Genomic DNA, 22,786 nt, shown 5'->3' with positions numbered 1-22,786 from the left:
CTTTCCGTGCGTACGCTCTGTTCCTCGACCCTGATCGGCGAGTTCTTCGTCATCGGCTTCGCCGGTCTGGTCGCCATGAAGGACCCGGACCTGTCCACGGGCACGGTCTGGACGGTCAGCGGTATCGCCATGGCGCTCAGCGTCCTGCTGTGCGGCCTGATCACCCGCCCGGGCGGCGTCCAGCTGGGCTGGGCGCTGCAGATCGCGCTGATCGCCGCCGGGTTCGTGGTCCCCTCGATGTTCTTCCTGGGTGCGATTTTCGCGGCGCTGTGGTGGGCGTCGGTGCACTACGGCAGAAAGATCGACGAGGCCAAGGCCCGCTTCGCGGCCGAGGGTGGCCAAAGCAGCCCGTCCGGCGTGTGAGGACGAGGCCGTTTGCCGTTCAGGCCGATGGGGTCCGGGGGCCGCAGCCCCCGGTCGGCCACGGCACCGCAGGGAACATGACGCTGAGTGACGTCCACCGAATTCGGCCCTGTAACCTCTACGCACCGCACAATCCTTGATAAGGAGCCCCCCCGTGACCCAGCGCACCCTCGTCCTCCTCAAGCCCGACGCCGTCCGTCGTGGGCTGATCGGCGAGATCATCAGCCGTATCGAGCGCAAGGCCGGCTGGACCATCAGCGCGCTGGAGCTGCGCACCCTGGACCAGGACACGCTGGAGCAGCACTACGGCGAGCACAAGGGCAAGCCCTTCTACGAGCCGCTGGTGGAGTTCATGGCCTCCGGTCCGGTCGTCGCGCTCGTCGTCGAGGGTGAGCGGGTCATCGAGGGACTGCGCGCGCTCGCCGGCCCGACGGACCCGATCGCCGCCGCTCCCGGCTCCATCCGCGGCGACTTCGGCGTGATCGTCCGCGAGAACCTGATCCACGCCTCGGATTCCGAGGAGTCCGCCGAGCGCGAGCTGAAGATCTTCTTCCCCGGACGCTTCTGAGCGTACGAATGATGAACATCTGAGCTCGATTCCTGAATGATTTCTGAGGGATCGTCACGTCACTCGGACGCGTGATGGGGGCGGCCGTGGAAATCGGCCCCACAAACCGGGTCCACCCCTGGCATATGCGTGCCGTTCGGGGGAACGGCTACCCCCGAACGCCCGTCTCCAGAAGCGAGGCGACGCGTCATCTGCTGACAATGGCGAAGACCCTCGCGCAGTGTTCGTGCAGGCGAGACTACGATGTAAGCCTTCACGTCACTGCACCCACTTCGCCACCCCAACAAAAGCCGTCAAACGCTCAACTTGGGAAGGCCAGACGAATCCTGATGGGGAACTCAATGTCGTTCATCGGCCGTGACATGGCTGTCGACCTCGGGACCGCCAACACGCTGGTGTACGTCAGGGGTCGCGGGATCGTACTCAACGAACCGTCCGTCGTCGCGATCAACACCAACACCGGTGGCATCCTCGCGGTCGGCGCGGAAGCGAAGAAGATGATCGGCCGGACGCCGGGCAACATCGTCGCCGTGCGCCCGCTGAAGGACGGCGTGATCGCCGACTTCGAGATCACCGAGCGAATGCTCCGCTACTTCATTCTGAAGATCCACAAGCGGCGGTATCTGGCTCGTCCGCGGGTCGTCGTCTGTGTGCCCTCCGGCATCACGGGCGTTGAGCGTCGCGCGGTGATCGAGGCGTCGTCCCAGGCCGGTGCCCGCCAGGTGCACATCATCGAGGAGCCCATGGCCGCGGCCATCGGCTCCGGCCTGCCGGTCCACGAGGCCACGGGCAACATGGTGGTGGACATCGGCGGCGGCACCACGGAGGTCGCGGTCATCTCGCTCGGCGGCATCGTGACCGCTCAGTCCATCCGCGTCGCGGGCGACGAGCTGGACAACGCGATCATCCAGTACGTCAAGAAGGAGTACTCACTCCTCCTCGGTGAGCGGACGGCCGAGCAGATCAAGATCACGATCGGTTCGGCGTACGACCTCGACTCCGACGAGCACACCGAAATCCGGGGCCGGGACCTGGTTTCCGGGCTGCCCAAGACCGTGGTCATCTCGGCGGCCGAGGTACGCAAGGCCATCGAGGAGCCGGTCAACGCGATCGTGGACGCGGTCAAGACGACCCTCGACAAATGCCCACCGGAGCTGTCCGGTGACGTCATGGACCGCGGAATCGTCCTCACCGGCGGCGGCGCTCTGCTGCGCGGGCTCGACGAGCGGCTGCGCCGGGAGACCGGCATGCCGATCCACATCGCCGAGGACCCGCTGGACAGCGTGGCGCTCGGATCCGGCAAGTGTGTCGAGGAGTTCGAGGCGCTCCAGCAGGTACTGGACGCCCAGCCCCGCAGATGACGTGACGCGTCGATCCCGCCGTACGAGACGATCTCCTCTCGTGCGGCGGATCGTTGATATAGAGGCATAAACTCCCCCATAAAACCCCCGGGTTCCGCCCACGGGTTGTGCCAGCCAGGTATTGCCCGCCGGGATCGTGCCCACCGGGCACCGCGCACCCGGGGCGCCCGCCCCACACATTCCGACGAGGAAGGCACGGCCGCCGCACGTGAGGGACACACGAGAGAGCCGGCTGCTCCTGGTGCTGCTGATCGCCATCGCGTTCGCTCTGATCACGGTGGACATCCGCGGCGGTCAGGACTCACCGGTCGAAGGTGCCCGTCAGGCCGCTGCCACGGTCTTCGGCCCGATCGAGAACGGGGTGTCGTCCGCCGTCGACCCCGTGGGCAACGCGATCGCGGCCGTACGCGACTCCGGCAGCCGGCACAACCGCATCGCCCAACTGGAGCGCGACAACGCCGCCTTGAAGGCGAAGCTGGGCAGCGACGACCGCAACCGCAGCCGCCTCAAGCAACTCGACCGGATGATCCGGGTGGCGGGCGAGGGCCAGTACGGGATCAAGGGCGCCGAGGTCATCGGCATAGGAGCCGCGCAGGGCTTCTCGTGGACCGTCACCATCGACGTGGGTGCGAGCGACGGCATCAAACGCGACATGACCGTCCTCAACGGCGACGGACTGGTCGGCCGCGTCACCACCGTCGGCCCCGACACCTCGACCGTGCTGCTGGCCAACGACCCCGACTTCACCGTCGGTACCCGCATGGAGAACAGCGACGAACTCGGCTTCGCCTCCGGGCAGGGCGACCGCCCGCTGCGCGTCCAGCTCCTCAACGGCAAGGCCCAGGTCAAGAAGGGCGACCGCCTGGTCACCTTCGGCTCGCAGGCCGACCGGCCGTTCGTGCCCGGCGTACCCGTCGGCGTGGTCTCCCGGGTCGACCCCTCCGGTGGCGACCTGACCCGCACGATCTACGTGAAGCCGTTCGCGTCCTTCACCAAACTCGACGTCGTCGGAGTCGTCGTCCAGGCGCCGAAGAAGGATCCGCGCGACACCGTGCTGCCGCCGAAGTCCAAGCCGACGCCCACGCCGACCGTGACCGTCACCGTCACGCCCTCGGCGCCCGCCGACGGCCAGCAGCAGACGTTCGAGGAGCTGAACTAGATGCGCTTCAACCGGATGCTGCTCTCCACCACCCTCGTGGTCGTCGCCCTGGTGATCCAGGTGAGCGTTCTCGCCCGCCTCCACCTGCCCGGCGCCGTCCCCGACCTGGTGCTGCTCACCGTCGTCGGCCTCGCCCTGGTCTACGGCCACGTCGGCGGCTGCCTCATCGGCTTCGGCGCGGGCCTGCTCTCGGACCTCGTCCCGCCCGCCGACCACGCCGCCGGCCGCTACGCCCTGGTGCTCTGCGTCGTCGGCTACCTCGCCGGGCTCGCCAAGCCGGAGAACGGCCGTCTGAAGTCCGCGACCGGCCCGATGGCCGTGGTGGTCGCCGCCGCCATCGGCTCGACCCTGCTGTACGCCCTCGTCGGCGCGCTCGTCGGCGACACCGCCGCCCGCCATGTGGGCCTCGCCGGCCTGCTGTTCTCGGCCGCCCTGTACGACCTAATGCTCGCCCCCTTCGTGGTCCCCGGGATCATGGCGCTGGCCCGCCGTGCGGAGAACGACCCGCTCGCCGAGACCAACTCGGCCAAGGCGGCCGACGTCTCCTCCGGCTGGCTCTCCTCCGGCACCGGGCTGCGCATCGGCAGCCAGCGCGGCGGACTGCGCGTCAAGGCGGCCAAGGCCCGGGTGGCCCGCGCCGGACGCATCAAGGGGGTCAAGCGGCTGTGATCACCCGGGAGTTGGCCGCCTGCTCGCACAGGCCGGCCGGGTGCTCGTCCGACCCGTATGTGCCCAGGTACTCGTCCGACCCGTATGTGCCCAGGTACTCGTACGACACGCAGGTGCCCAGGTACTCGTACGACACGCAAGTGCCCAGGTACTCGTATGACTCGCATGTGCGCTGAGAGGGGGCGGCAGCAGCAGTGACCAACATCCCCGAGACCGGACGGACTCCACGCGTCCAGATCCGGCTCGTCATCCTCCAGATCCTTGTCCTTTCCCTCCTCGGCACCCTCGGCGGACGCCTGTGGTACCTCCAGATCCGTAACGGCGCGGAGTACGCCAAGGAGGCCTCCGGCAACCACGTCCAGCAGGTCGTCCAGCCCGCTGTGCGCGGCGAGATCCTGGACGCGCGCGGCATCCCGATCGCCGACAACGAGACCCGGCTCGTGGTCTCCGCGTCCCGCACCGACCTGCTGAAGATGAAGGACGACGGCAAGGCCGTCCTCACCAAGCTGGCCGGCGTCCTCGGCATGAAGCCCAAGGACGTGATGGACAAGGTCCGCCTGTGCGACGCCAAGACGCCGCAGCCCTGCTGGAACGGCTCCCCGTACCAGCCCATCCCCATCACCGACGAGGCCACCCCCAAGCAGGCCCTCCAGATCCGCGAGCGCTCCGAGGACTTCCCCGGCATCACCGCCGAACCCGAGGCCGTGCGCCGCTACCCGAGCCCCGGCGAGGCCAACACCGCCCAGGTGCTCGGCTACCTCTCGCCCGTCACCGACGACGAGATCCAGCAGGCCAAGGACACCGACTCCCCCTACCTCCGCTCGGACCAAGTCGGCCGCTCCGGCCTTGAACGCCAGTACGACAAGGTGCTGCGCGGCAAGGCAGGCGTCACCCGCTACGAGGTCGACAACCTCGGCCGCGTCATCGGCAAGGCCAAGGCCGACGCCGCCGAGGCCGGCTCCAACCTGGTCACCAGCATCGACGCCCGCGTCCAGCGGGTCGCCGAGTACCAGCTGGACTGGGCGATGAAGAACGCCCGCCAGCAGTTCGACAAGATCACCGGCGAGAACTACAAGGCCGACTCGGGCGCGGTCGTGGTGATGGAGGCCAAGACCGGCCGCATCGTCGCCATGGCGTCCGCCCCGAACTACGACCCGAACGTCTGGGTCGGCGGCATCTCCGCCAAGGACTACAAGAACCTCACCGGCAAGGACTCCGACTACCCGCTGCTCAACCGGGCCATCCAGGGACAGTCGGCCCCCGGCTCCACCTTCAAGGTGGTCTCCACGGCCGCCGCGATCCAGGCCGGCTACGCCTTCGACGGCCACTACCCCTGCACCAGCTCGTACTCGGTCGGCGGCCAGGTCTTCAAGAACTTCGAGAATGAGAACTTCGGCCCGATCTCGCTCGGCCGCGCCCTGGAGGTCTCCTGCGACACCGTCTTCTACGGCCTCGCCCACCAGCAGTGGCTGAAGGACGGCGGCATCAACCCGAAGCACCCCAAGGACTGGTTCTTCAAGACCGCCCACCAGTTCGGCCTCGGCAAGACCACCGGCATCGACCTGCCGAACGAGGTCACCGGCCGCGTCCCCGACCGCCAGTGGAAGCAGAGCTACTGGAAGGCCAACAAGGACGCCTGGTGCAAGACCGGCAAGAAGGACGGCGACTACGTCCAGAAGATCGCGTACGAGAACTGCCTCGAAGGCAACAGGATGCGCGCCGGTGACGAGATCAACTACTCCATCGGCCAGGGCGACACCCTTCTGACCCCGATCCAGGAGGCCGTCATCTACTCGGCGATCTCCAACGGGGGCACCATGTGGAACCCGACCATCGGCAAGGCGATCGTCAGCCCCGACGGCAAGCAGGTCACCGAGATCAAGCCCAAGTCGCACGGCAAGCTGCCGATCAGCAAGAAGACGCGCGACGTCATGGAAGAGGCCCTCGCGGGCGTCGTCACCCGCGGTACCGCCGCCTGGAAGTTCGGCGGCTGGCCGCAGGACAAGATCGCGCTGCACGCCAAGACGGGTACCGCCGAGGTCTACGGCAAGCAGACCACGTCGTGGCTCGCCACGTTCACCAAGGACTACACGGTCATCATGACCATCGCCCAGGCCGGTACGGGCTCCGGCGCCTCGGGTGAGGCCGTGCGCAACATCTACAGCGCGATGTACGGCGTTCAGTCCGACGGCTCGATCGACAACAAGAAGGCGCTGCTGCCCACGCCGCAGAAGGGCCTGCCCAAGATCGAGACCGACGGCTCGATCGTGGCCCCGAAGATCGAGAAGTACGACCCGAACGCGGACCAGGCCACCGAGGAAGGGCAGCAGGGGACGCCCACCGACAGCCCGGCGGCCACCACGCCCAACCCGACCGCGAGCAACCGCACCACTCGCCGTAGCACGGGCCGCCCGAAGAAGAGGCGGAGGATCCTGACATGACCGGAGCGAACAACTTCTCCGTCTCCGGGTACGGCCCCCAGCGGGCTGCCTGGACACGGCTCTTCGCCCGTGACAGCCTGGCCCGCCGCCTCGACTGGCCGATACTGCTGTCGGCCATCGCCCTGTCCCTGATCGGCACGGCCCTCGTCTACTCGGCGACCCGGGGCCGCACCGAGATCAACCAGGGCGACCCGTACTACTTCCTGATCCGGCACCTGGTGAACACCGGCGTCGGGATCGTCCTGATGATCGGCACGATCTGGCTCGGCCACCGCACCCTGCGCACCGCCGTGCCGATCCTGTACGGCATCTCCCTGTTCTTGGTGCTGCTGGTGCTCACCCCGCTCGGCGCCACCATCAACGGCAGCCGTAACTGGATCGTCCTCGGCGGCGGCTTCTCTCTCCAGCCTTCCGAGTTCGTGAAGATCACGATCATCCTGGGCATGGCGATGCTGCTCGCCGCCCGGGTCGACGCGGGCGACAAGCCGTATCCCGACCACCGGACCGTGGCACAGGCCCTGGGCCTGGCCGCCGTCCCGATGATGATCATCATGCTCATGCCCGACCTGGGCTCGGTCATGGTCATGGTGATCATCGTGCTGGGCGTGCTGCTCGCCTCCGGCGCCTCCAACCGCTGGGTACTCGGCCTCATCGGCGCGGGCGCCCTGGGCGCGGTCGCCGTCTGGCAGCTGCACATCCTGGACGAGTACCAGATCAACCGCTTCGCCGCCTTCGCCAACCCCGACCTGGACCCCGCGGGCGTCGGCTACAACACCAACCAGGCACGCATCGCGATCGGCTCCGGCGGTCTGACCGGCGCGGGCCTGTTCCACGGTTCGCAGACGACGGGCCAGTTCGTGCCGGAACAGCAGACGGACTTCGTCTTCACGGTCGCGGGCGAGGAGCTGGGCTTCATCGGAGCCGGGCTGATCATCGGCCTGCTCGGTGTCATCCTGTGGCGCGCCTGCCGGATCGCCCGCGAGACGACCGAGCTGTACGGCACGATCGTCGCCGCCGGGATCATCGCCTGGTTCGCCTTCCAGTCCTTCGAGAACATCGGCATGACCCTCGGCATCATGCCGGTCGCGGGCCTGCCGCTGCCGTTCGTGTCGTACGGCGGCTCCTCGATGTTCTCCGTCTGGATAGCGGTGGGACTGCTGCAGTCGATCCGGGTGCAGCGGCCGATGTCGGCGTAGGGGAGGGGCGGGGCAAGGGCCTCGTCCCTCCCTGTATCCCTCCGTGTGGCCTGGAGCTTCCCGGGGATTCACGTTCGGCGGCCTCTGCCGTCCCGGCCCGATTGCCACTAGATTCGGTGCATGGCGGACACCAAGCGCGAAATCGAGCGGAAGTACGAGGCCGCGGCCGGGGACGAACTGCCGGACCTCACCGGCGTCGCCGGGGTCTCGGCCGTCATCGACCGGGGCCTCGCGGACCTGGACGCCACCTACTACGACACCCCCGACCAACGCCTCGCCGCGTCCTTGATCACCCTGCGCCGCCGCACCGGAGGCGACGACGCCGGCTGGCACCTCAAACTGCCGGTCGCCGACGACGTACGCGACGAGGTCCACGCCCCGCTCTCCGACACCGTCCCGCCGTACCTGTCCGGTCTCGTCCGCTCCCGCGTCCGCGACGCCGAGCTCGTCCCCGTCGTACGCCTGCGCTCCGCCCGCGACATCCGCCACCTCGTCGACGCCGACGGCACCCTGCTCGCCGAGGTCAGCCTCGACCGGGTCCGCGCAGAACGGCTGAGCGGCGGCACGGGCACCGCCGAGTGGACCGAGATCGAGGTCGAACTCGCGGACGACGGCGACCCCGCCTTCCTCGACAAGGTCGACAGGAAACTCCGCAAGGCCGGGGTGAGCCGCTCATCCGCCCGCTCCAAGCTGGCCAGGGCACTGGAGGAGACGGGCAAGCGCAGGAAGCCGGCCGCGGCGCGCAAGGAGAAGGCGGCGGCCCGCAACGGCAAGGCAAACGACAAGGGCAAGGCAAACGCCAACCCCAAGGCAAACGCCAACGACAAGGCAAAGGAGAAGGCGCCGGTCACCGCGGGCGACCACGTCCTCGCCTACGTCCGCGCCCAGCGGGAGGCGGTCGTCGAACTGGACCCCGCGGTCCGCCGGGACGTCTTCGACTCCGTGCACGCCATGCGCGTTGCCACCCGCCGGCTGCGCAGCACGTTCCGCTCGTACGGAAAGGTCCTGGACCGCGGCGTCACCGACCCGATCGCCGACGAGCTGAAGTGGCTGGCCGGCGAGCTGGGCGTGGACCGCGACCAGGAAGTGCTGACGGAACGCCTGACGACCGCCGTCTCCGAACTGCCCCGGCCCCTGGTCTCAGGCCCGGTCCAGGGCCGCCTGCGCACCTGGTCGAACGCGCGGCGCGGCGGTTCCCGGCGCGGCCTGATCGCGGTCCTGGACGGCAAGCGCTACCTGGACCTGCTGGTCGCGCTGGACGCCGTCGTCGCCGATCCGCCACTGCTGGAGGCGGCCGCCGGTGACCCGTCGAAGGTGATCGCCGGCGCCGTACGCAAGGACTTCCGCAAGGTCGCCGAGCTGGTCGGCCGGGCCCTGGACCTGCCACCGGGCCAGGACCGCGACGTCGCGATCCACGAGGCCCGCAAGAAGGCCAAGCGCACCCGGTACGCCGCCGAGGCCGCCGCGCCCGCGCTGGGCAAGCCGGCCGAGGCCCTCGTCAAGTCGATGAAGTCCCTGCAGACCCTGCTCGGCGAGCACCAGGACAGCGTGATGGCCCGCATCGCGCTGCGGGAACTGTCGGACCAGGCGCACGCGGCGGGGGAGAACACGTTCACGTACGGCGTGCTGTACGGCCGTGAGGAGCAGCGGGCGGCAGCCGCGGAGGCGGCGCTGCCGGCGCTTTGGCGGGCGGTGGAGGGGGAGACGGAGGTCTGAGAGGTGTCCCAGGAGGCGTCCTGGGAGGGGTCGCGGTCGCGTTACGCTTGATGGTCACCCCTGTCAGTTCAGCTCACGAAAGTCGCGAGATGCCTGCCGAATCGGTCTTCCCGCAGCTCGAAGCTCTGCTCCCGCATGTGCAGAAGCCGATCCAGTACGTCGGCGGAGAGCTCAATTCCACGGTCAAGCCCTGGGAGTCCTGCGATGTCCGCTGGGCCCTCATGTACCCCGACGCGTACGAGGTCGGCCTGCCCAACCAGGGCGTCATGATCCTCTACGAGGTCCTGAACGAGCAGGACGGCGTCCTCGCCGAGCGCACCTACAGCGTGTGGCCGGACCTGGAGGCGCTGATGCGGGAGCAGGGCGTCCCGCAGTTCACGGTGGACAGCCACCGCCCGGTGAAGGCCTTCGACGTCTTCGGCCTGTCCTTCTCCACGGAGCTGGGCTACACGAACATGCTGACGGCCCTGGACCTGGCGGGCATCCCCCTGGAGTCCAAGGACCGGACCGTCGACGACCCGATCGTGATGGCGGGCGGCCACGCGGCCTTCAACCCCGAGCCGATCGCGGACTTCATCGACTGCGCGGTCATCGGCGACGGCGAGCAGGCGGTCCTGGAGGTCACCAGGATCATCCGCGCCTGGAAGGCGGAGGGCCGCCCGGGCGGCCGCGAGGAACTGCTCTTCCGCCTGTCGAAGACCGGCGGGGTCTACGTCCCGGCCTTCTATGACGTCGAATACCTCCCCGACGGCCGCATCGCCCGTGTGGTCCCCAACAAGTCGGGCGTCCCGTGGCGCGTGTCGAAGCACACGGTGATGGACCTGGACGAGTGGCCGTACCCGAAGCAGCCCCTCGTCCCCCTGGCCGAGACGGTCCACGAACGCATGTCCGTCGAGATCTTCCGCGGCTGCACGCGCGGCTGCCGCTTCTGCCAGGCGGGCATGATCACCCGGCCGGTGCGTGAGCGCTCCATCACCGGCATCGGCGAGATGGTGGAGAAGGGCCTGAAGGCGACAGGCTTCGAGGAGGTCGGCCTCCTGTCCCTGTCCTCGGCGGACCACTCGGAGATCGGCGACATCGCCAAGGGCCTGGCGGACCGCTACGAGGAAGACAAGATCGGCCTCTCGCTCCCCTCCACCCGCGTCGACGCCTTCAACATCGACCTGGCGAACGAGCTGACGCGCAACGGCCGGCGCTCGGGCCTGACGTTCGCCCCCGAGGGCGGCTCGGAACGCATCCGCAAGGTCATCAACAAGATGGTCTCGGAAGAGGACCTGATCCGCACCGTCTCCACGGCCTACGGCAACGGCTGGCGCCAGGTGAAGCTGTACTTCATGTGCGGCCTGCCGACGGAGACGGACGACGACGTCCTCCAGATCGCCGACATGGCCACCCGCGTCATCCAGAAGGGCCGCGAGGTCTCCGGCTCGAACGACATCCGCTGCACGGTGTCGATCGGCGGCTTCGTCCCCAAGCCCCACACCCCCTTCCAGTGGGCCCCGCAGCTGTCCGCCGAGGAAACGGACGCACGCCTGGAAAAGCTCCGCGACAAGATCCGGGGCGACAAGAAGTACGGCCGCTCGATCGGCTTCCGCTACCACGATGGCAAGCCGGGCATCGTCGAGGGCCTGCTCTCCCGTGGCGACCGCCGCATCGGCGCGGTGATCCGCGCGGTCTACGAGGACGGCGGCCGCTTCGACGGCTGGCGCGAGCACTTCTCGTACGACCGCTGGATGCAGTGCGCCGACAAGGCGCTGGCCCCCTTCGGCGTGGACGTCGACTGGTACACGACCCGCGAGCGCACGTACGAGGAGGTCCTGCCCTGGGACCACCTGGACTCGGGCCTCGACAAGGACTGGCTCTGGGAGGACTGGCAGGACGCCCTCGACGAGACGGAGGTCGAGGACTGCCGGTGGACGCCATGCTTCGACTGCGGGGTGTGTCCTCAGATGGACACCAGCATTCAGATCGGCCCTACGGGTAAGAAGCTGCTGCCGCTGACGGTCAAGAACGCGGCACCGGCGCCCGCTTCGAGTGGTCACGCGCACTGATGTGAGCGAGGCCCCGCGGGGCATCGTGGAGGTCCTGGGGGACGGCAGCGAGGAAGAGGCGGCTGCCGTCCTCAGGGCGCTCGCCGCTCAGAGTGGGTGGCAGATGCTCGCGCGGGAGGCGGCATTCGGCGGCTTGGGCCCGCACCACATACGTCTTCAGGCACCACACACGTCCCCGATGGCCGCGCCTTGGTGGAGGCTCTAGCGTCGGATCCATGCACTCGACCCGTGCCGGGCCGGCCGAAGACACGGTGCCCGGCCTGCCCGCCGGGCCCGTTGTGCTGGCCTGGCTGACGCAGTTCCTGGTGGGAACCGATCTCTTCGTGGTGGCGCCGCTGCTGCCGCATATCGCCGCGTCGTTCGCTGTCTCCGCGGCCGACACCGGCCTGCTGGTCACGGCCTTCTCGATCGCGTACGTGGTGGCTTCGCCCTTCGCCGGCTGGGTCTCCGACCGATGGGACCGCGCCACGGTCCTGGTGGTGGCTCTGGTGCTGTTCTCCGCGGCCAACGTCGGGACCGCTCTGGCGCCGGGTTTCGGTGTGCTGCTGGTGGCCCGCGTGGTGGCCGGTATCGCGGCCGCCGCGACCGGTCCCACCGTGTATGCCCTGGTCAGCACCCGTGCGCGGCCCCGGGCTCGGGCGCAGGTGCTGGCCGTGGTGGGATCGGGCCTGCTGACCGCCCTGTGGGTGGGCGCGCCGGCCGGCTCGCTGCTGGGGCGGTACGTGGGCTGGCAGGCTGCCTTCGTCATCCTGGCCGCAGGCACGTTCCTGCTGGCATTCCCCCATGCATTCGTCTGGCGTGCCCGGCCGGTCCCGGCGGCCGCCTCCCCGTCCGGGGCGTCGCAGCGGGCCGGGCGGCCCGGTAGGGGCGTCGCGGTGTCCGCCGTCGCGGTGACGACCCTGTGGGCCTTCTCCGTGTACAGCCTCTACACCTTCCTTGCCGTCGCGCTGCACTCCGACGGCAGGGCCACCGCCGTGACGTGGCTGCTGGTCGTCTACGGCATCGGCGCCGTCGTCGGCGGGCAGGTGGGCGGCCGGTTCGCGGACCGGGCCGATGCCGTGCGGGTCACCAGGTCAGCGCTGGCGCTGACGGCGGTGCTGGAAGCCGTCGTGGCCCTGGTGTTCCCGGTCACTTGGGCTCTGGCCTGCGCGCTGGGCCTGTTCGCACTGGCTGCTTACGCGTTCTTCCCCGCCCAGCAGCGTCACCTGGTCGACACGTTTCCCGAGCGGGCGACGGCCATGCTGTCGTGGAACAACAGCGCGCTGTTCGTGGGCCTGTCCCTGGCCGGCGCCGCGGGTGGGCAGATCGTGCGTGCCCTGGACTATCCGGCGCTGCTGTACCTCGGCGCCGCCGTGGCGGTACCGGCGTGCCTCGTCGCACGCGGACGGCCGGCCCGGACCGGCAGGTAGTCCCGCGTCCGACAGTCCTTCGCGTCTGCCGGACATCGGCTGCGTGCCGTGCCGCGTGATCCACCGTGTGACGTCTGGCCGGGCCTTTGCGCTGGAGAAGTGTTGCCTGTTGATCAAGGCAGTCGATCAAGGCAGTCGATCAAGGCAGTTGATCACGACAGGGGCGGTGACGAGCGAAGCGTCGGGCCGCTCTGCTCGTCGTGCCTTCTGAAGAGCTCACCTGTAGACGTCCTACTGAAGGAAGTGACCGATCACTTGCGCATAAGACAGTTCGCAGAAAGAGCAGCACTCTCCGCAGCCCTGAGTCTCTCGCTCCTCGGCTTGGGAACGACCACGGCCGCTGCGGACACCAGTTCCTCACTGCCCATCAGCTCGTACCGGGACATCGCTGTCGACGCGGCTCATCAGCAGGTGTTCCTCAGCGACCCGTTCGGCGGCAGCGTTCTGGTGACGGACTACACCGGCCAGGTCGTGAAGCGGTTCAGCGGTGAGGCCGGTGCCTGGGGCCTCGCGCTTTCCAGTGACTCCCGGACGCTGTACGTGGCCCTGCGGGACGCCGGCGCGATCGCCGCGATCGACACCGCCACGCTGGAGGAGACCGCCCGGTACGACACCGGCACCGGCGCGGGCGTCTACGCCGGTCCGACCTCGCTGGCACTGGCCGGCGGGAAGATCTGGTTCGGCTACAGCACCGACACCTGGCACGGCGCCCTCGGCGCCCTGGACCTGAGCGGCGCGGAGCCGGTTGTCACGCGAGGGCAGGGCCTCGACACGTTCCGCAGCTCTCCCCGCCTGGCCGCCACGCCGCAGCATCCGGACACCCTCGTCGCCGCCGAGTCCGACGGCAACGCCGCAACCCTGGCGGTGTACGACGTGAGCACCGGCCAGGCCGACACACAGGCGAAGCGCGTCGATCCAGGGCCGGACGGGTGCGAGAGCCTTCAGGACCTCGCCCTGACGCCGGACGCCCGGCAGGTCGTCGTGGCCTGCGCCGCGGCCCATTATCACCAGGTCTTCCGCACCGCCGACCTGGCGGACGACGGCATCTACACCACCAGTTGGTCCCCCGACGCGGTGGCCATCGCCCCCGACGGCACGATCGCGGCGGGGGTCTACGGGCCCTCCCGGCCCGATGTCCAACTGTTCACGCAGGGCAACTCCACGGCCTTCGCGTCCTGGGACTTCCCGTCGCCCTCCGATTACGCCGACACCACCGTCGAGACCGCCGGTCTGGCCTGGGCCCCGGACGGCAGCCGGGTCTTCGCCGTCACCGAGACCAGCGGCTCTTCGGCCCTGACGCTGCAGGTCCTGAACCACCCGCAGGTCGCCACCACCGTCACCGTGCAGGCACCCGCCTCGTCGCCCCGGAACCAGGACCTCACCCTCACCGGAAAGCTCGAAGCGCCCGTGGGATTCGGCGCGGGGAGCACGGTCGACATCTGGCGGCTCGACGACCCCCTGGCAGGTGAGGGCACGCTGATCGGGTCCGCGCCCGTCGCCGCGGACGGCACGTTCGGCTACACGGACCGTCCGAGGGCCAAGGGCGATGTCCAGTACACCGTCCAGTACTACGGTGACGCGCGGCACGCCTATGCCTACGGCACGGCCACGGTCGACATCACCTCTGACTGACCTCGCCACCGAAGGCGAACGTGCGAGGCCCCGGGAAGCTCACCCGGGGCCTCGTTCGCTCGGGTTGTCGGACCTGGTGAACCGCGCCGGAGTAGGGCAAACCCCAGTGAGAACACGGACGTTGGCCGGATGGGGAGGACGGACGTGATCCGCGAGGCTGCTGTGCATGAAGCAGAGCAGAAGCACACGAGCCGCCTGGATCGCCGTCTCCGCCGCCCTTCTCGGGCTTGCCGCCCCACTGACCACCTCCGTACCCGCCTCCGCGACGGGCCCCTCCATCGACTGGGGCGGGTGCGAAGGCAGCGGGCTCGACCCGAGGCAGGAGTGCGCGACCGTCGAGGTACCGATGGACTACGCCGACCCGGGTGGCCGGAAGATCGACATCGTGATCTCCCGCATCCCCAGTGATAAGCCGGCCGCCCGCCGTGGCGCCCTGCTGATGATCCCCGGCGGGCCCGGCGGCTCCAGCCTGAACGACCCCTCGGGCAAGGGGCAGAAGTTACCGCAGGACGTGCGTGACGCCTATGACCTGATCGGTTTCGCCCCGCGCGGGCTCGCGCCCTCCACCTCCGTCAGCTGTGGCCTCGACCATGGCGACCTCGCCACCTCGAAGCTGCGGCCCTGGCCCGCCCCGGACGGGTCGGTCACCGAGAACATGGCCACCGCACGGCGGACGGCGGCCGCCTGCGCGCGCAACGGCGGTGAGCTGATCCGGCACATCAGCACGGTCGACGAGGCCCGCGACATCGACCGTGTCCGGGCCGCGCTCGGCGAGCGCAGGCTCTCCGCGTGGGGTGTCTCGTACGGTACGTACGTCGGCGCCGTCTACAGCCAGTTGTTCCCGCACCGCACCGACCGCGTCGTGCTCGACAGCAACGACAACCCCGATCCCTCCCGGGTCTCCCGCGCCTGGCTCGCCGGGCACGAGACCGGCGTCGAGGACACCTTCCCCGAGTTCGCCAAGTGGGCCTCGGCGCCCGGCAATCGGGACCGGGTGGCCGAGACGGCGGCCGAGGTGCGACCGCTGTTCCTGCGCCTGGCAGCGCGGCTCGACCGCGCACCGATCCCCTGGCCCGGCGCCAACCCCGAGGAGCTGAACGGCAACGTGCTGCGCCAGACCATGCTGGACAGCCTCTCCTCACCGAGCCGCTTTCCCACCCTGGCCAAGCTGATGCTGGCCGCGCGGAACGGCACCGTGCCGCCCGCGCCCGTGGCGCCGCCGGAGCCGGTGCTGCAGAACGTCGCCGCGGTCGGCGCCGCGACCCTCTGCAACGACGTGGCGTGGCCCACATCGGCGGCCGAGTACCAGAAGGGGGTCACCAAGAGCCGCACGGAACACCCGCTGACCGCGGGCATGCCCCGGAACGCGATGATCTGCGCTGCCTGGCCGTATTCGCCGAGGCAGGCGCCGGTACGGATCACCGCCCACGGGCCGTCGACCATCCTGCTCGTGCAGAACGAGCGCGATGTCGTCGCTCCGCTGAGCGGCGCCCTGAAGCTCCGCGACGCCCTGGGCCGGCGCGCCGTCATGGTGACCGTTGACTCCACCGGCCACGACGCCTACCTCGCCAACGGAAACGCGTGCGGCGACCGCGTCGTCTCCCGCTTCCTGGCGACCGGGGAGCGGCCGAACGAGGACACCTACTGCGCCTAGGCGGGCATCCACCCCTCCCGCTGTCTGATCCGTTGGATCCGTACGGGCCGCTCAGGCGTCTACGTCGGCATGGATGGTATCGACGGTATCGACGGTATGGACCTGGAGAAGCCGCCGCAGCGGCAGCCCGGCGAGGGGTGTCTCACCGTTGCGATCCGTCTGCCCGTGCGGATCGTCGTGCTCGTCCTTGTCGTGCCGGTGCGCATGGTCTGGGACGCGCTGGTCGTCGGCGGACGGCTCCTGCGCGACACCGTGCTGCGGCCGGTGGGCCGGGTGCTGGCGTGGGTGGCGTGGGCGGTGTTCGTGTGGCCATGGGTGACGCTGTGGCGGTACGTCCTCGTGCCGCTCGGCAGGGGGCTCGCCTGGCTGGGCCGTGTCCTCGTCGTCGTACCGGCAGTGTGGGCCTACCGGAACGTGTTGACGCCGGCCGGGCGCGGTATCGCCTGGGTGCTGCGGGCGATCGGTGCCGGGCTCGGCTGGGTGCTGCGGGGGATCGGTGCCGGGCTCGGCTGGGTGTACGCGCGCGTGCTGACCCCGGTGGGGCATGCCGTCCTGTGGCTGCTCAAGGGCATCGGGTACGTCCTCGCCGTCCTCGGCACCGGCGTGTACGCGGTGGTGGCGTGGCTCGTGCGACATCTGGTCGTCGTACCGGCCGTGTGGCTCTACACGTACGTGTTGACGCCGGTCGGGCACGGGATCGCCTGGCTCGCGGCCGGTCTCATGTGGCTCGTCCGTGTGATCTTCACCGGCATAGGAGCCGCCCTCTACTGGACCGTGCGCCTTCTGCTCGTGCTGCCCGCGCTCACCCTCTGGCGGTGGATCCTCGCCCCGGTCGGACGCGTCCTCGTGGTCGTCGGGCGCGAGATCGGGGAGGCGCTCGGGCATGCCTGGCGCGTCGCCGGGCACATCTCGCTCGCGGTGGGGCGGTTCCTCGGGACCCTCTTCCGGTGGATCTTCGTGGAGCCGGTGCGGTGGGTGTACCGGACGGTGCTGACGCCCCTCGGACACTTCGTGCGCGACACCGTGCTGCGGCCCGCCGCCGAGGCCGCGCGCAGCGTGGGCCGGATCACACGGCAGGCGCTGGCCGCGGCACGCGAGACCGCTCGGCAGGCGCGGGCCGACTTCCGCCGCATGCTCTTCGGAGACCCCCGCGAGCCGGAGACCATCTCCCGGGGGGAACCTACGGCCGGTGACACACGTACTCTAGGTAGCAGTACGACCGCTCTCACGAAGGACTGAACGACACTGGGCAAGCGACAGCCCGAAGGCCCGCCGCCCGCACCCGCGGTGCAGCGCATCCGACTGCGCTACACCAAGCGCGGCCGCCTCCGGTTCACCAGCCACCGTGACTTCCAGCGCGCCTTCGAGCGTGCGCTGCGCCGTGCCGAGGTGCCGATGGCGTACTCGGCGGGGTTCACGCCGCATCCGAAGGTGTCGTACGCCAATGCCGCACCCACCGGCACGGGCAGTGAGGCGGAGTATCTGGAGATCGCGCTCACCGAGGCGCGTGACCCGGACAAGCTGCGCGAGCTCCTCGACGAGTCGCTGCCCGGCGGGCTCGACATCATCGAGGCGGTCGAGGCCCGCACCTCCGGGCTCGCCGAGCGGCTCACGGCGTCGGTGTGGGAGCTGCGCCTGGACGGCGTGGAACCCGCGGACGCCGAGCGCGCGGTGGCCGCCTTCAACGCGGCCGGGATCGTCGAGGTCCAGCGCATGACCAAGAACGGCATCCGCACCTTCGACGCCCGTTCCGCAGTCGCGAGCCTCGACAGCAAGGAAGTGCACAGTTCGCAGGCTGATAGGCCGACCGACCAGCCCTGTGCGATACTGCGGCTGGTTGTTCGGCACGTGACGCCTGCCGTACGACCCGACGACGTCCTGTCCGGTCTCCGCGCCGTGGCCGACCTGGCGCCGCCGGTCCCCGCAGCGGTGACCAGGCTGGCGCAGGGGCTGTTCGATGAAGAGACCGGCACGGTGACCGACCCGCTCGCGCCCGACCGCGAGGCAGTAGCGACCGAGCCGACCACGGCCGCCGCGACTGCCGCCGCGACGGCGCCGGCGTAGGGAAGGTTCCGCGTAGGGACGGACGTCGTAGCGCCGCCCTCGACTCGGGAGCCACCTGGGTCGGGCAGCGCACCGACCAGAAGACTTTCGCCAGGCCGTACGCAACATGCGTACGGAACCGGCGAGACAAGACACAGAGAGCTCCCGTGCGGCGCCCGCGCCCCGGACGGCGGCACCGCGCATCGCGCGAGCCGCGGACGTCACCGGCGATGCCGGACCAGGCGCGGCGCCCGGGAGCCTGACGGGAGAAACGCCCGCATGCTCGAACCGACCGAACCCATCAAGGGTTCCGAAAACAACACCCCCAGCGACACCCTGCCCCCGCGCCGCCGCCGCCGTGCCGCGTCGCGTCCGGCGGGGCCGCCGTCGGCCGTGGCCGACGCCGCGACGGCCGAGGCCATGACCGGAACCGCGCCGGCCATACCGGCCGAGGAGGCCGTGCAGCCTGCCGAGGTAGTGGAGGCCGTGGAAGCCACTGGGGCCGAAGAGATCGAAGAGACGGAGGCGGTGGCCGAGGCTGCCGTTCCCGATGAGGCCGAGGCGCCCGCCGCCGTCGAGGCCGGGGCGGAGCCGGTTGCGGAGGAGGCGGCGCCGCGTCGTGCGCGTCGTCGTGCCACGCGTCGGGTGTCCGCGCCCGCCGGTGCGCCGGAGTCCGCCGAGTCCGTCGAGGTCGTGGTGCCCGCGGTTGCCGAGGGTGTCGAGGCGCCGGCGGCCGTTGAGGCGCCCGTGACTGCCGAGGTTTCCGCCGCTGCGTCCGAGGCCGTTGAGGCTGGGGCGGAGCCGGTTGGCGAGGAGGCCGCGCCCAAGGGCCGTACGCGTCGTCGCGCTACGCGTCGGGTGTCCGCGCCGGCCGGTGCGCCGGAGTCCGCCGAGTCCGTCGAGGCCCCCGCGGCCGTTGAGGCGCCGGTGACTGCCGAGGTTTCCGCCGCTGCGTCCGAGGCCGTTGAGGCTGGGGCGGAGCCGGTTGGCGAGGAGGCCGCGCCCAAGGGCCGTACGCGTCGTCGTGCCACGCGTCGGGTGTCCGCGCCGACCGGTGCGCCGGAGTCCGCCGAGTCCGTCGAGGCCCCCGCAGCGCAGCCCGCCGTCGTGGCCGCCGAGGCGCCGGTGAGCGAGGAAGCCGAGCCGGCACTCGCCGAGGAGACCCCCGCCGCCGAGGAGGCCACCCCGCGCCGCACCCGTCGCCGGGCCACCCGCCGGGTGTCCGCGCCCGCCGGTGCGCCCGCGGAGGAGGTCGTCGCAGTGCCCGTGGAGGCGCCCGTGACCGCCGCCGAGACCGAGGCCGAACCCGTCGCGGTCCCCGCCGCGGCGCAGGCGGAGCCGGTCGCCGAGGAGTCCGCCCCGCGCCGTAGCCGCCGTCGTGTCGTCCGTAAGGCCGCCGGTGGGTTCTCCGAGCCCGCGCGGCCCGCCGTCGAGGAGGCAGCCGAGGGCGCGCAGCGGCCCGCGCGGCCCGCCGTCGCCGTGTTCCAGGCGCCGGTGTTCACCGAGCCGATGTTCCAGACCCCGGAGCGGGCCGCCGCTGCCGCTGCCGCCGAGGCCGCGGAGCACGAGGAGGCCGTCGCCGAGGAGGAGGCCGCCGGTCCGCGGCGGCGCCGTCGTCGCCGGGGCGGCGACGAGGAGCCTGTGGCCGTGACGCCCGAGACCACCGACGAGGTGGAGGAGGCCGAGGAGCCGGAGGAGTCCGCCGAGGGCGAGGACGGCGAAGAGGCCGAGGAGCCCGGTTCGCGCCGTCGCCGTCGCCGCGGTGGCCGTCGCCGTCGCCGTGGTGAGTCCGCCGAGGCGGACGGCGAGTCCCCGGAGGCCGAGGAGCTCGCCGCCGAGCAGGCCGCCCAGGATGCCGAGGACACCGCCGAGCAGGTGGAGGAGGACGCCGAGGAGGCGGAGGAGGAGCACGACGAGGAGTCGGTCGGCTCCAGCAGCAGCCGTCGCCGCCGTCGGCGCCGCCGCCGGGCCGGTGACGCGTCCTTCGACACCGAGCCGTCGTCCGACGACCCGGAGCGCACGGTCGTCAAGGTGCGCGAGCCGCGCAAGAAGGACGAGCCGTCCGACGAGGTGCAGTCCATCAAGGGCTCGACCCGGCTGGAGGCCAAGAAGCAGCGCCGCCGCGAGGGCCGCGAGCAGGGCCGTCGCCGTGTGCCGATCATCACCGAGGCCGAGTTCCTGGCCCGCCGCGAGGCCGTCGAGCGCGTGATGGTCGTCCGCCAGAACGGCGACCGCACCCAGATCGGCGTCCTGGAGGACGGCGTGCTCGTCGAGCACTACGTCAACAAGGAGCAGTCGACCTCGTACGTCGGCAATGTCTACCTCGGCAAGGTGCAGAACGTCCTGCCGTCGATGGAGGCCGCCTTCATCGACATCGGCAAGGGCCGAAACGCCGTCCTGTACGCCGGTGAGGTCAACTTCGAGGCGCTGGGCATGGCCAACGGGCCGCGCCGCATCGAGTCCGCCCTCAAGTCCGGGCAGTCCGTGCTCGTCCAGGTCACCAAGGACCCGATCGGGCACAAGGGCGCGCGTCTGACCAGCCAGGTCTCCCTGCCGGGCCGCTACCTCGTGTACGTGCCCGAGGGCTCGATGACCGGCATCAGCCGCAAGCTGCCCGACACCGAGCGGGCCCGGCTGAAGACCATCCTCAAGAAGATCGTCCCCGAGGACGCGGGCGTCATCGTGCGCACCGCCGCCGAGGGTGCGAGCGAGGACGAGCTGCGCCGGGACGTCGAGCGGTTGCAGGCGCAGTGGGAGGAAATCCAGAAGAAGTCGAAGAACGGCGGCAGCTCGAACGCACCGTCGCTGCTGTACGGCGAGCCGGACATGACCGTCCGGGTCGTGCGCGACATCTTCAACGAGGACTTCTCCAAGGTCATCGTCAGCGGCGACGAGGCGTGGCAGACCGTCCACGGATACGTCTCCCACGTCGCCCCCGACCTGGCCGAGCGGTTGCAGCGGTGGACCTCCGAGGTGGACGTCTTCGCCACGTACCGGATCGACGAGCAGCTCGCCAAGGCGCTGGACCGCAAGGTGTGGCTGCCCAGCGGCGGTTCGCTGGTGATCGACCGGACCGAGGCGATGGTCGTCATCGACGTCAACACCGGCAAGTTCACCGGTCAGGGCGGCAACCTCGAAGAGACGGTCACCAGGAACAACCTGGAGGCGGCCGAGGAGATCGTGCGTCAGCTGCGGCTGCGCGACCTCGGCGGCATCATCGTGATCGACTTCATCGACATGGTGCTGGAGTCCAACCGGGACCTGGTGCTGCGGCGCCTGCTGGAGTGCCTGGGCCGGGACCGTACGAAGCACCAGGTCGCCGAGGTGACCTCGCTGGGCCTCGTCCAGATGACGCGCAAGCGGGTCGGACAGGGCCTGCTGGAGTCGTTCTCCGAGACCTGTGTCCACTGCAACGGCCGTGGCGTGATCGTGCACATGGACCACGCGGCCGTGGCCGTCGGCGGCGGCAAGCGCAAGAAGCGCGGCCGTGGCGGCGTCGAGCAGGAGCCCGAGACGCACGAGGCGGTGGCCACGGAGGTCGAGGAGACCGTCGAGGTCGCGCCGGCCGCCGAGGAGACCCAGGCGGAGGTGGCTGCCGAGGTCGCGGTTCCGGCCGCGCTGCCCGAGCCCGCCTTCGCGCCGGACGAGGAGCTGTACAGCAGTGTCGCCGAGGCCGAGGCCGCCGTTTCCCGGGGCCGTGCGCGGCGCCGGGTGACCCGGCGGGCGTCGGCTCCCGCGGGTGCGCCGCGCGAGGAGCGGGCTCCGAAGTCCCGTACGGTCGAGCGCGCGCCGAAGTCGCGTCAGGACGCGGAGGCGGAGCCGGTGGCGGCCGAGGACCCGGTCGTCGAGGCGCCCGCACCGGTCGTCGAGGCGTCGGTACCCGCCGTCGAGGCGCCGGCGCCGGTCGAGGAGGAGGCCGCGCCCAAGGGCCGTACGCGCCGTCGTGCGACCCGCAAGGTGTCGGCGCCGGCCGTTGCGCCCGCGGAGGCCGTGACGGTCACGGAGGCCGCGCCGGAGGCTGCTGAGCCGCAGGCCGAGCCCGTCGCCGAGCAGGCCGCTGAGCCTGTCGAGAGCGCGAGCGCCGCCCCGGCCCGTCCGCGTCGCCGTGCCGTGCGCAAGGCCACCGCGCCCACCTCGTCGGAGGAGGCGGCCGTAGTGGTCGTCCCGGCGGCCGCGGAGGAGGCACTCGCCGAGGCTCCGGCCGCCGAGGGCCCCGAGGCCGAGGAAGTGGTTCCGGCCAAGAAGACGGCCGCCCGCAAGACGGCCAAGAAGGCCACGGCGAAGAAGGCCGCCACCAAGAAGACCGCGGCCAAGAAGGTCACGGCCAAGAAGGCGACGACGGCCAAGAAGGCGGCGAAGACCGTCAAGACGGCGGCCGCCAAGTCCGCGTCGAAGAAGACCGCGGCGGCGGAGCAGACGCTGCCGTCCGTCTCGGCCTCCACCGACGAGGGCTGATCCGGTAGAGCCGACACTGTGTGGTCCTGTCCGTTGCGGGCAGGACCACACCGTTTCCCCCCACGGGCG

At 70.6% G+C, this 22,786-nt stretch carries 16 protein-coding genes; 15 read left to right on the top strand and 1 reads right to left on the bottom strand.

Annotation, left to right across the window (positions count from 1 at the left end; translation table 11 throughout):
- Window positions 1–6 precede the first annotated feature (6 nt).
- From Q2K21_RS29425 to mreD, 5 genes are all read left to right on the top strand, one after another.
- A complete protein-coding gene (locus tag Q2K21_RS29425; RefSeq protein WP_310776890.1) occupies window positions 7–363 on the top strand; it encodes a DUF4233 domain-containing protein in 357 nt (118 codons plus the stop codon).
- A gap of 154 nt (window positions 364–517) precedes the next feature.
- Window positions 518–931 carry a nucleoside-diphosphate kinase gene (ndk, locus tag Q2K21_RS29420; RefSeq protein ID WP_310776886.1) on the top strand — a complete coding sequence of 138 codons (414 nt, stop codon included), beginning with the start codon at window positions 518–520 and terminating at the stop codon, window positions 929–931.
- A 341-nt stretch (window positions 932–1,272) separates the two neighbouring features.
- Window positions 1,273–2,292, top strand: coding sequence for a rod shape-determining protein (locus Q2K21_RS29415; protein WP_310776883.1), 1,020 nt, complete (start codon window positions 1,273–1,275; stop codon window positions 2,290–2,292).
- 208 nt (window positions 2,293–2,500) lie between these two features.
- The gene (gene mreC / locus Q2K21_RS29410) at window positions 2,501–3,451 is read left to right on the top strand and encodes a rod shape-determining protein MreC (RefSeq protein WP_310776880.1); all 951 of its coding nucleotides are present in this window, start codon (window positions 2,501–2,503) and stop codon (window positions 3,449–3,451) included.
- Window positions 3,452–4,120 carry a rod shape-determining protein MreD gene (gene mreD / locus Q2K21_RS29405; RefSeq protein WP_310776875.1) on the top strand — a complete coding sequence of 223 codons (669 nt, stop codon included), beginning with the start codon at window positions 3,452–3,454 and terminating at the stop codon, window positions 4,118–4,120.
- Here mreD and Q2K21_RS29400 read toward each other — a convergent pair.
- The gene (locus Q2K21_RS29400) at window positions 4,107–4,256 is read right to left on the bottom strand and encodes a hypothetical protein (RefSeq protein ID WP_310776869.1); all 150 of its coding nucleotides are present in this window, start codon (window positions 4,254–4,256) and stop codon (window positions 4,107–4,109) included. The two genes, mreD and Q2K21_RS29400, sit on opposite strands and share 14 nt — an antisense overlap.
- Window positions 4,257–4,314: 58 nt before the next feature.
- On the opposite strand from Q2K21_RS29400, the gene mrdA reads away from it, so the two are divergent.
- The 10 genes from mrdA (at window position 4,315) to Q2K21_RS29350 (ending at window position 22,717) form a co-directional block, all read left to right on the top strand.
- A complete protein-coding gene (gene mrdA / locus Q2K21_RS29395; protein ID WP_310776866.1) occupies window positions 4,315–6,561 on the top strand; it encodes a penicillin-binding protein 2 in 2,247 nt (748 codons plus the stop codon).
- Window positions 6,558–7,757 carry a rod shape-determining protein RodA gene (gene rodA / locus Q2K21_RS29390; RefSeq protein ID WP_310776860.1) on the top strand — a complete coding sequence of 400 codons (1,200 nt, stop codon included), beginning with the start codon at window positions 6,558–6,560 and terminating at the stop codon, window positions 7,755–7,757. The genes mrdA and rodA overlap by 4 nt, the downstream gene beginning before the upstream one ends.
- 120 nt (window positions 7,758–7,877) lie before the next feature.
- A complete protein-coding gene (locus tag Q2K21_RS29385; protein WP_310776858.1) occupies window positions 7,878–9,473 on the top strand; it encodes a CYTH and CHAD domain-containing protein in 1,596 nt (531 codons plus the stop codon).
- 89 nt (window positions 9,474–9,562) lie between these two features.
- Window positions 9,563–11,524, top strand: a complete 1,962-nt coding sequence (locus Q2K21_RS29380; RefSeq protein WP_310776854.1) for a TIGR03960 family B12-binding radical SAM protein — start codon at window positions 9,563–9,565, stop codon at window positions 11,522–11,524.
- A 215-nt stretch (window positions 11,525–11,739) separates the two neighbouring features.
- Window positions 11,740–12,933, top strand: coding sequence for an MFS transporter (locus Q2K21_RS29375; RefSeq protein ID WP_310776851.1), 1,194 nt, complete (start codon window positions 11,740–11,742; stop codon window positions 12,931–12,933).
- A gap of 321 nt (window positions 12,934–13,254) precedes the next feature.
- Window positions 13,255–14,565, top strand: a complete 1,311-nt coding sequence (locus tag Q2K21_RS29370) for a YncE family protein (RefSeq protein WP_310776847.1) — start codon at window positions 13,255–13,257, stop codon at window positions 14,563–14,565.
- Window positions 14,566–14,731: 166 nt separating this feature from the next.
- The gene (locus tag Q2K21_RS29365; RefSeq protein ID WP_310776844.1) at window positions 14,732–16,219 is read left to right on the top strand and encodes an alpha/beta hydrolase; all 1,488 of its coding nucleotides are present in this window, start codon (window positions 14,732–14,734) and stop codon (window positions 16,217–16,219) included.
- A 96-nt stretch (window positions 16,220–16,315) separates the two neighbouring features.
- Window positions 16,316–17,458 carry a hypothetical protein gene (locus Q2K21_RS29360; protein ID WP_310781311.1) on the top strand — a complete coding sequence of 381 codons (1,143 nt, stop codon included), beginning with the start codon at window positions 16,316–16,318 and terminating at the stop codon, window positions 17,456–17,458.
- Window positions 17,459–17,506: 48 nt separating this feature from the next.
- Window positions 17,507–18,283, top strand: coding sequence for a TIGR03936 family radical SAM-associated protein (locus Q2K21_RS29355; protein ID WP_310776841.1), 777 nt, complete (start codon window positions 17,507–17,509; stop codon window positions 18,281–18,283).
- A 258-nt stretch (window positions 18,284–18,541) separates the two neighbouring features.
- Entirely contained in the window at window positions 18,542–22,717 is a 4,176-nt protein-coding gene (locus tag Q2K21_RS29350) for an Rne/Rng family ribonuclease (protein WP_310776838.1), read from the top strand.
- The last annotated feature ends 69 nt before the right edge of the window (window positions 22,718–22,786 follow it).

The sequence above is a fragment of the Streptomyces sp. CGMCC 4.7035 genome, assembly GCF_031583065.1.
Lineage (GTDB): Bacteria > Actinomycetota > Actinomycetes > Streptomycetales > Streptomycetaceae > Streptomyces > Streptomyces yaanensis.
This window is presented reverse-complemented; position numbering and strand designations above follow the sequence as displayed.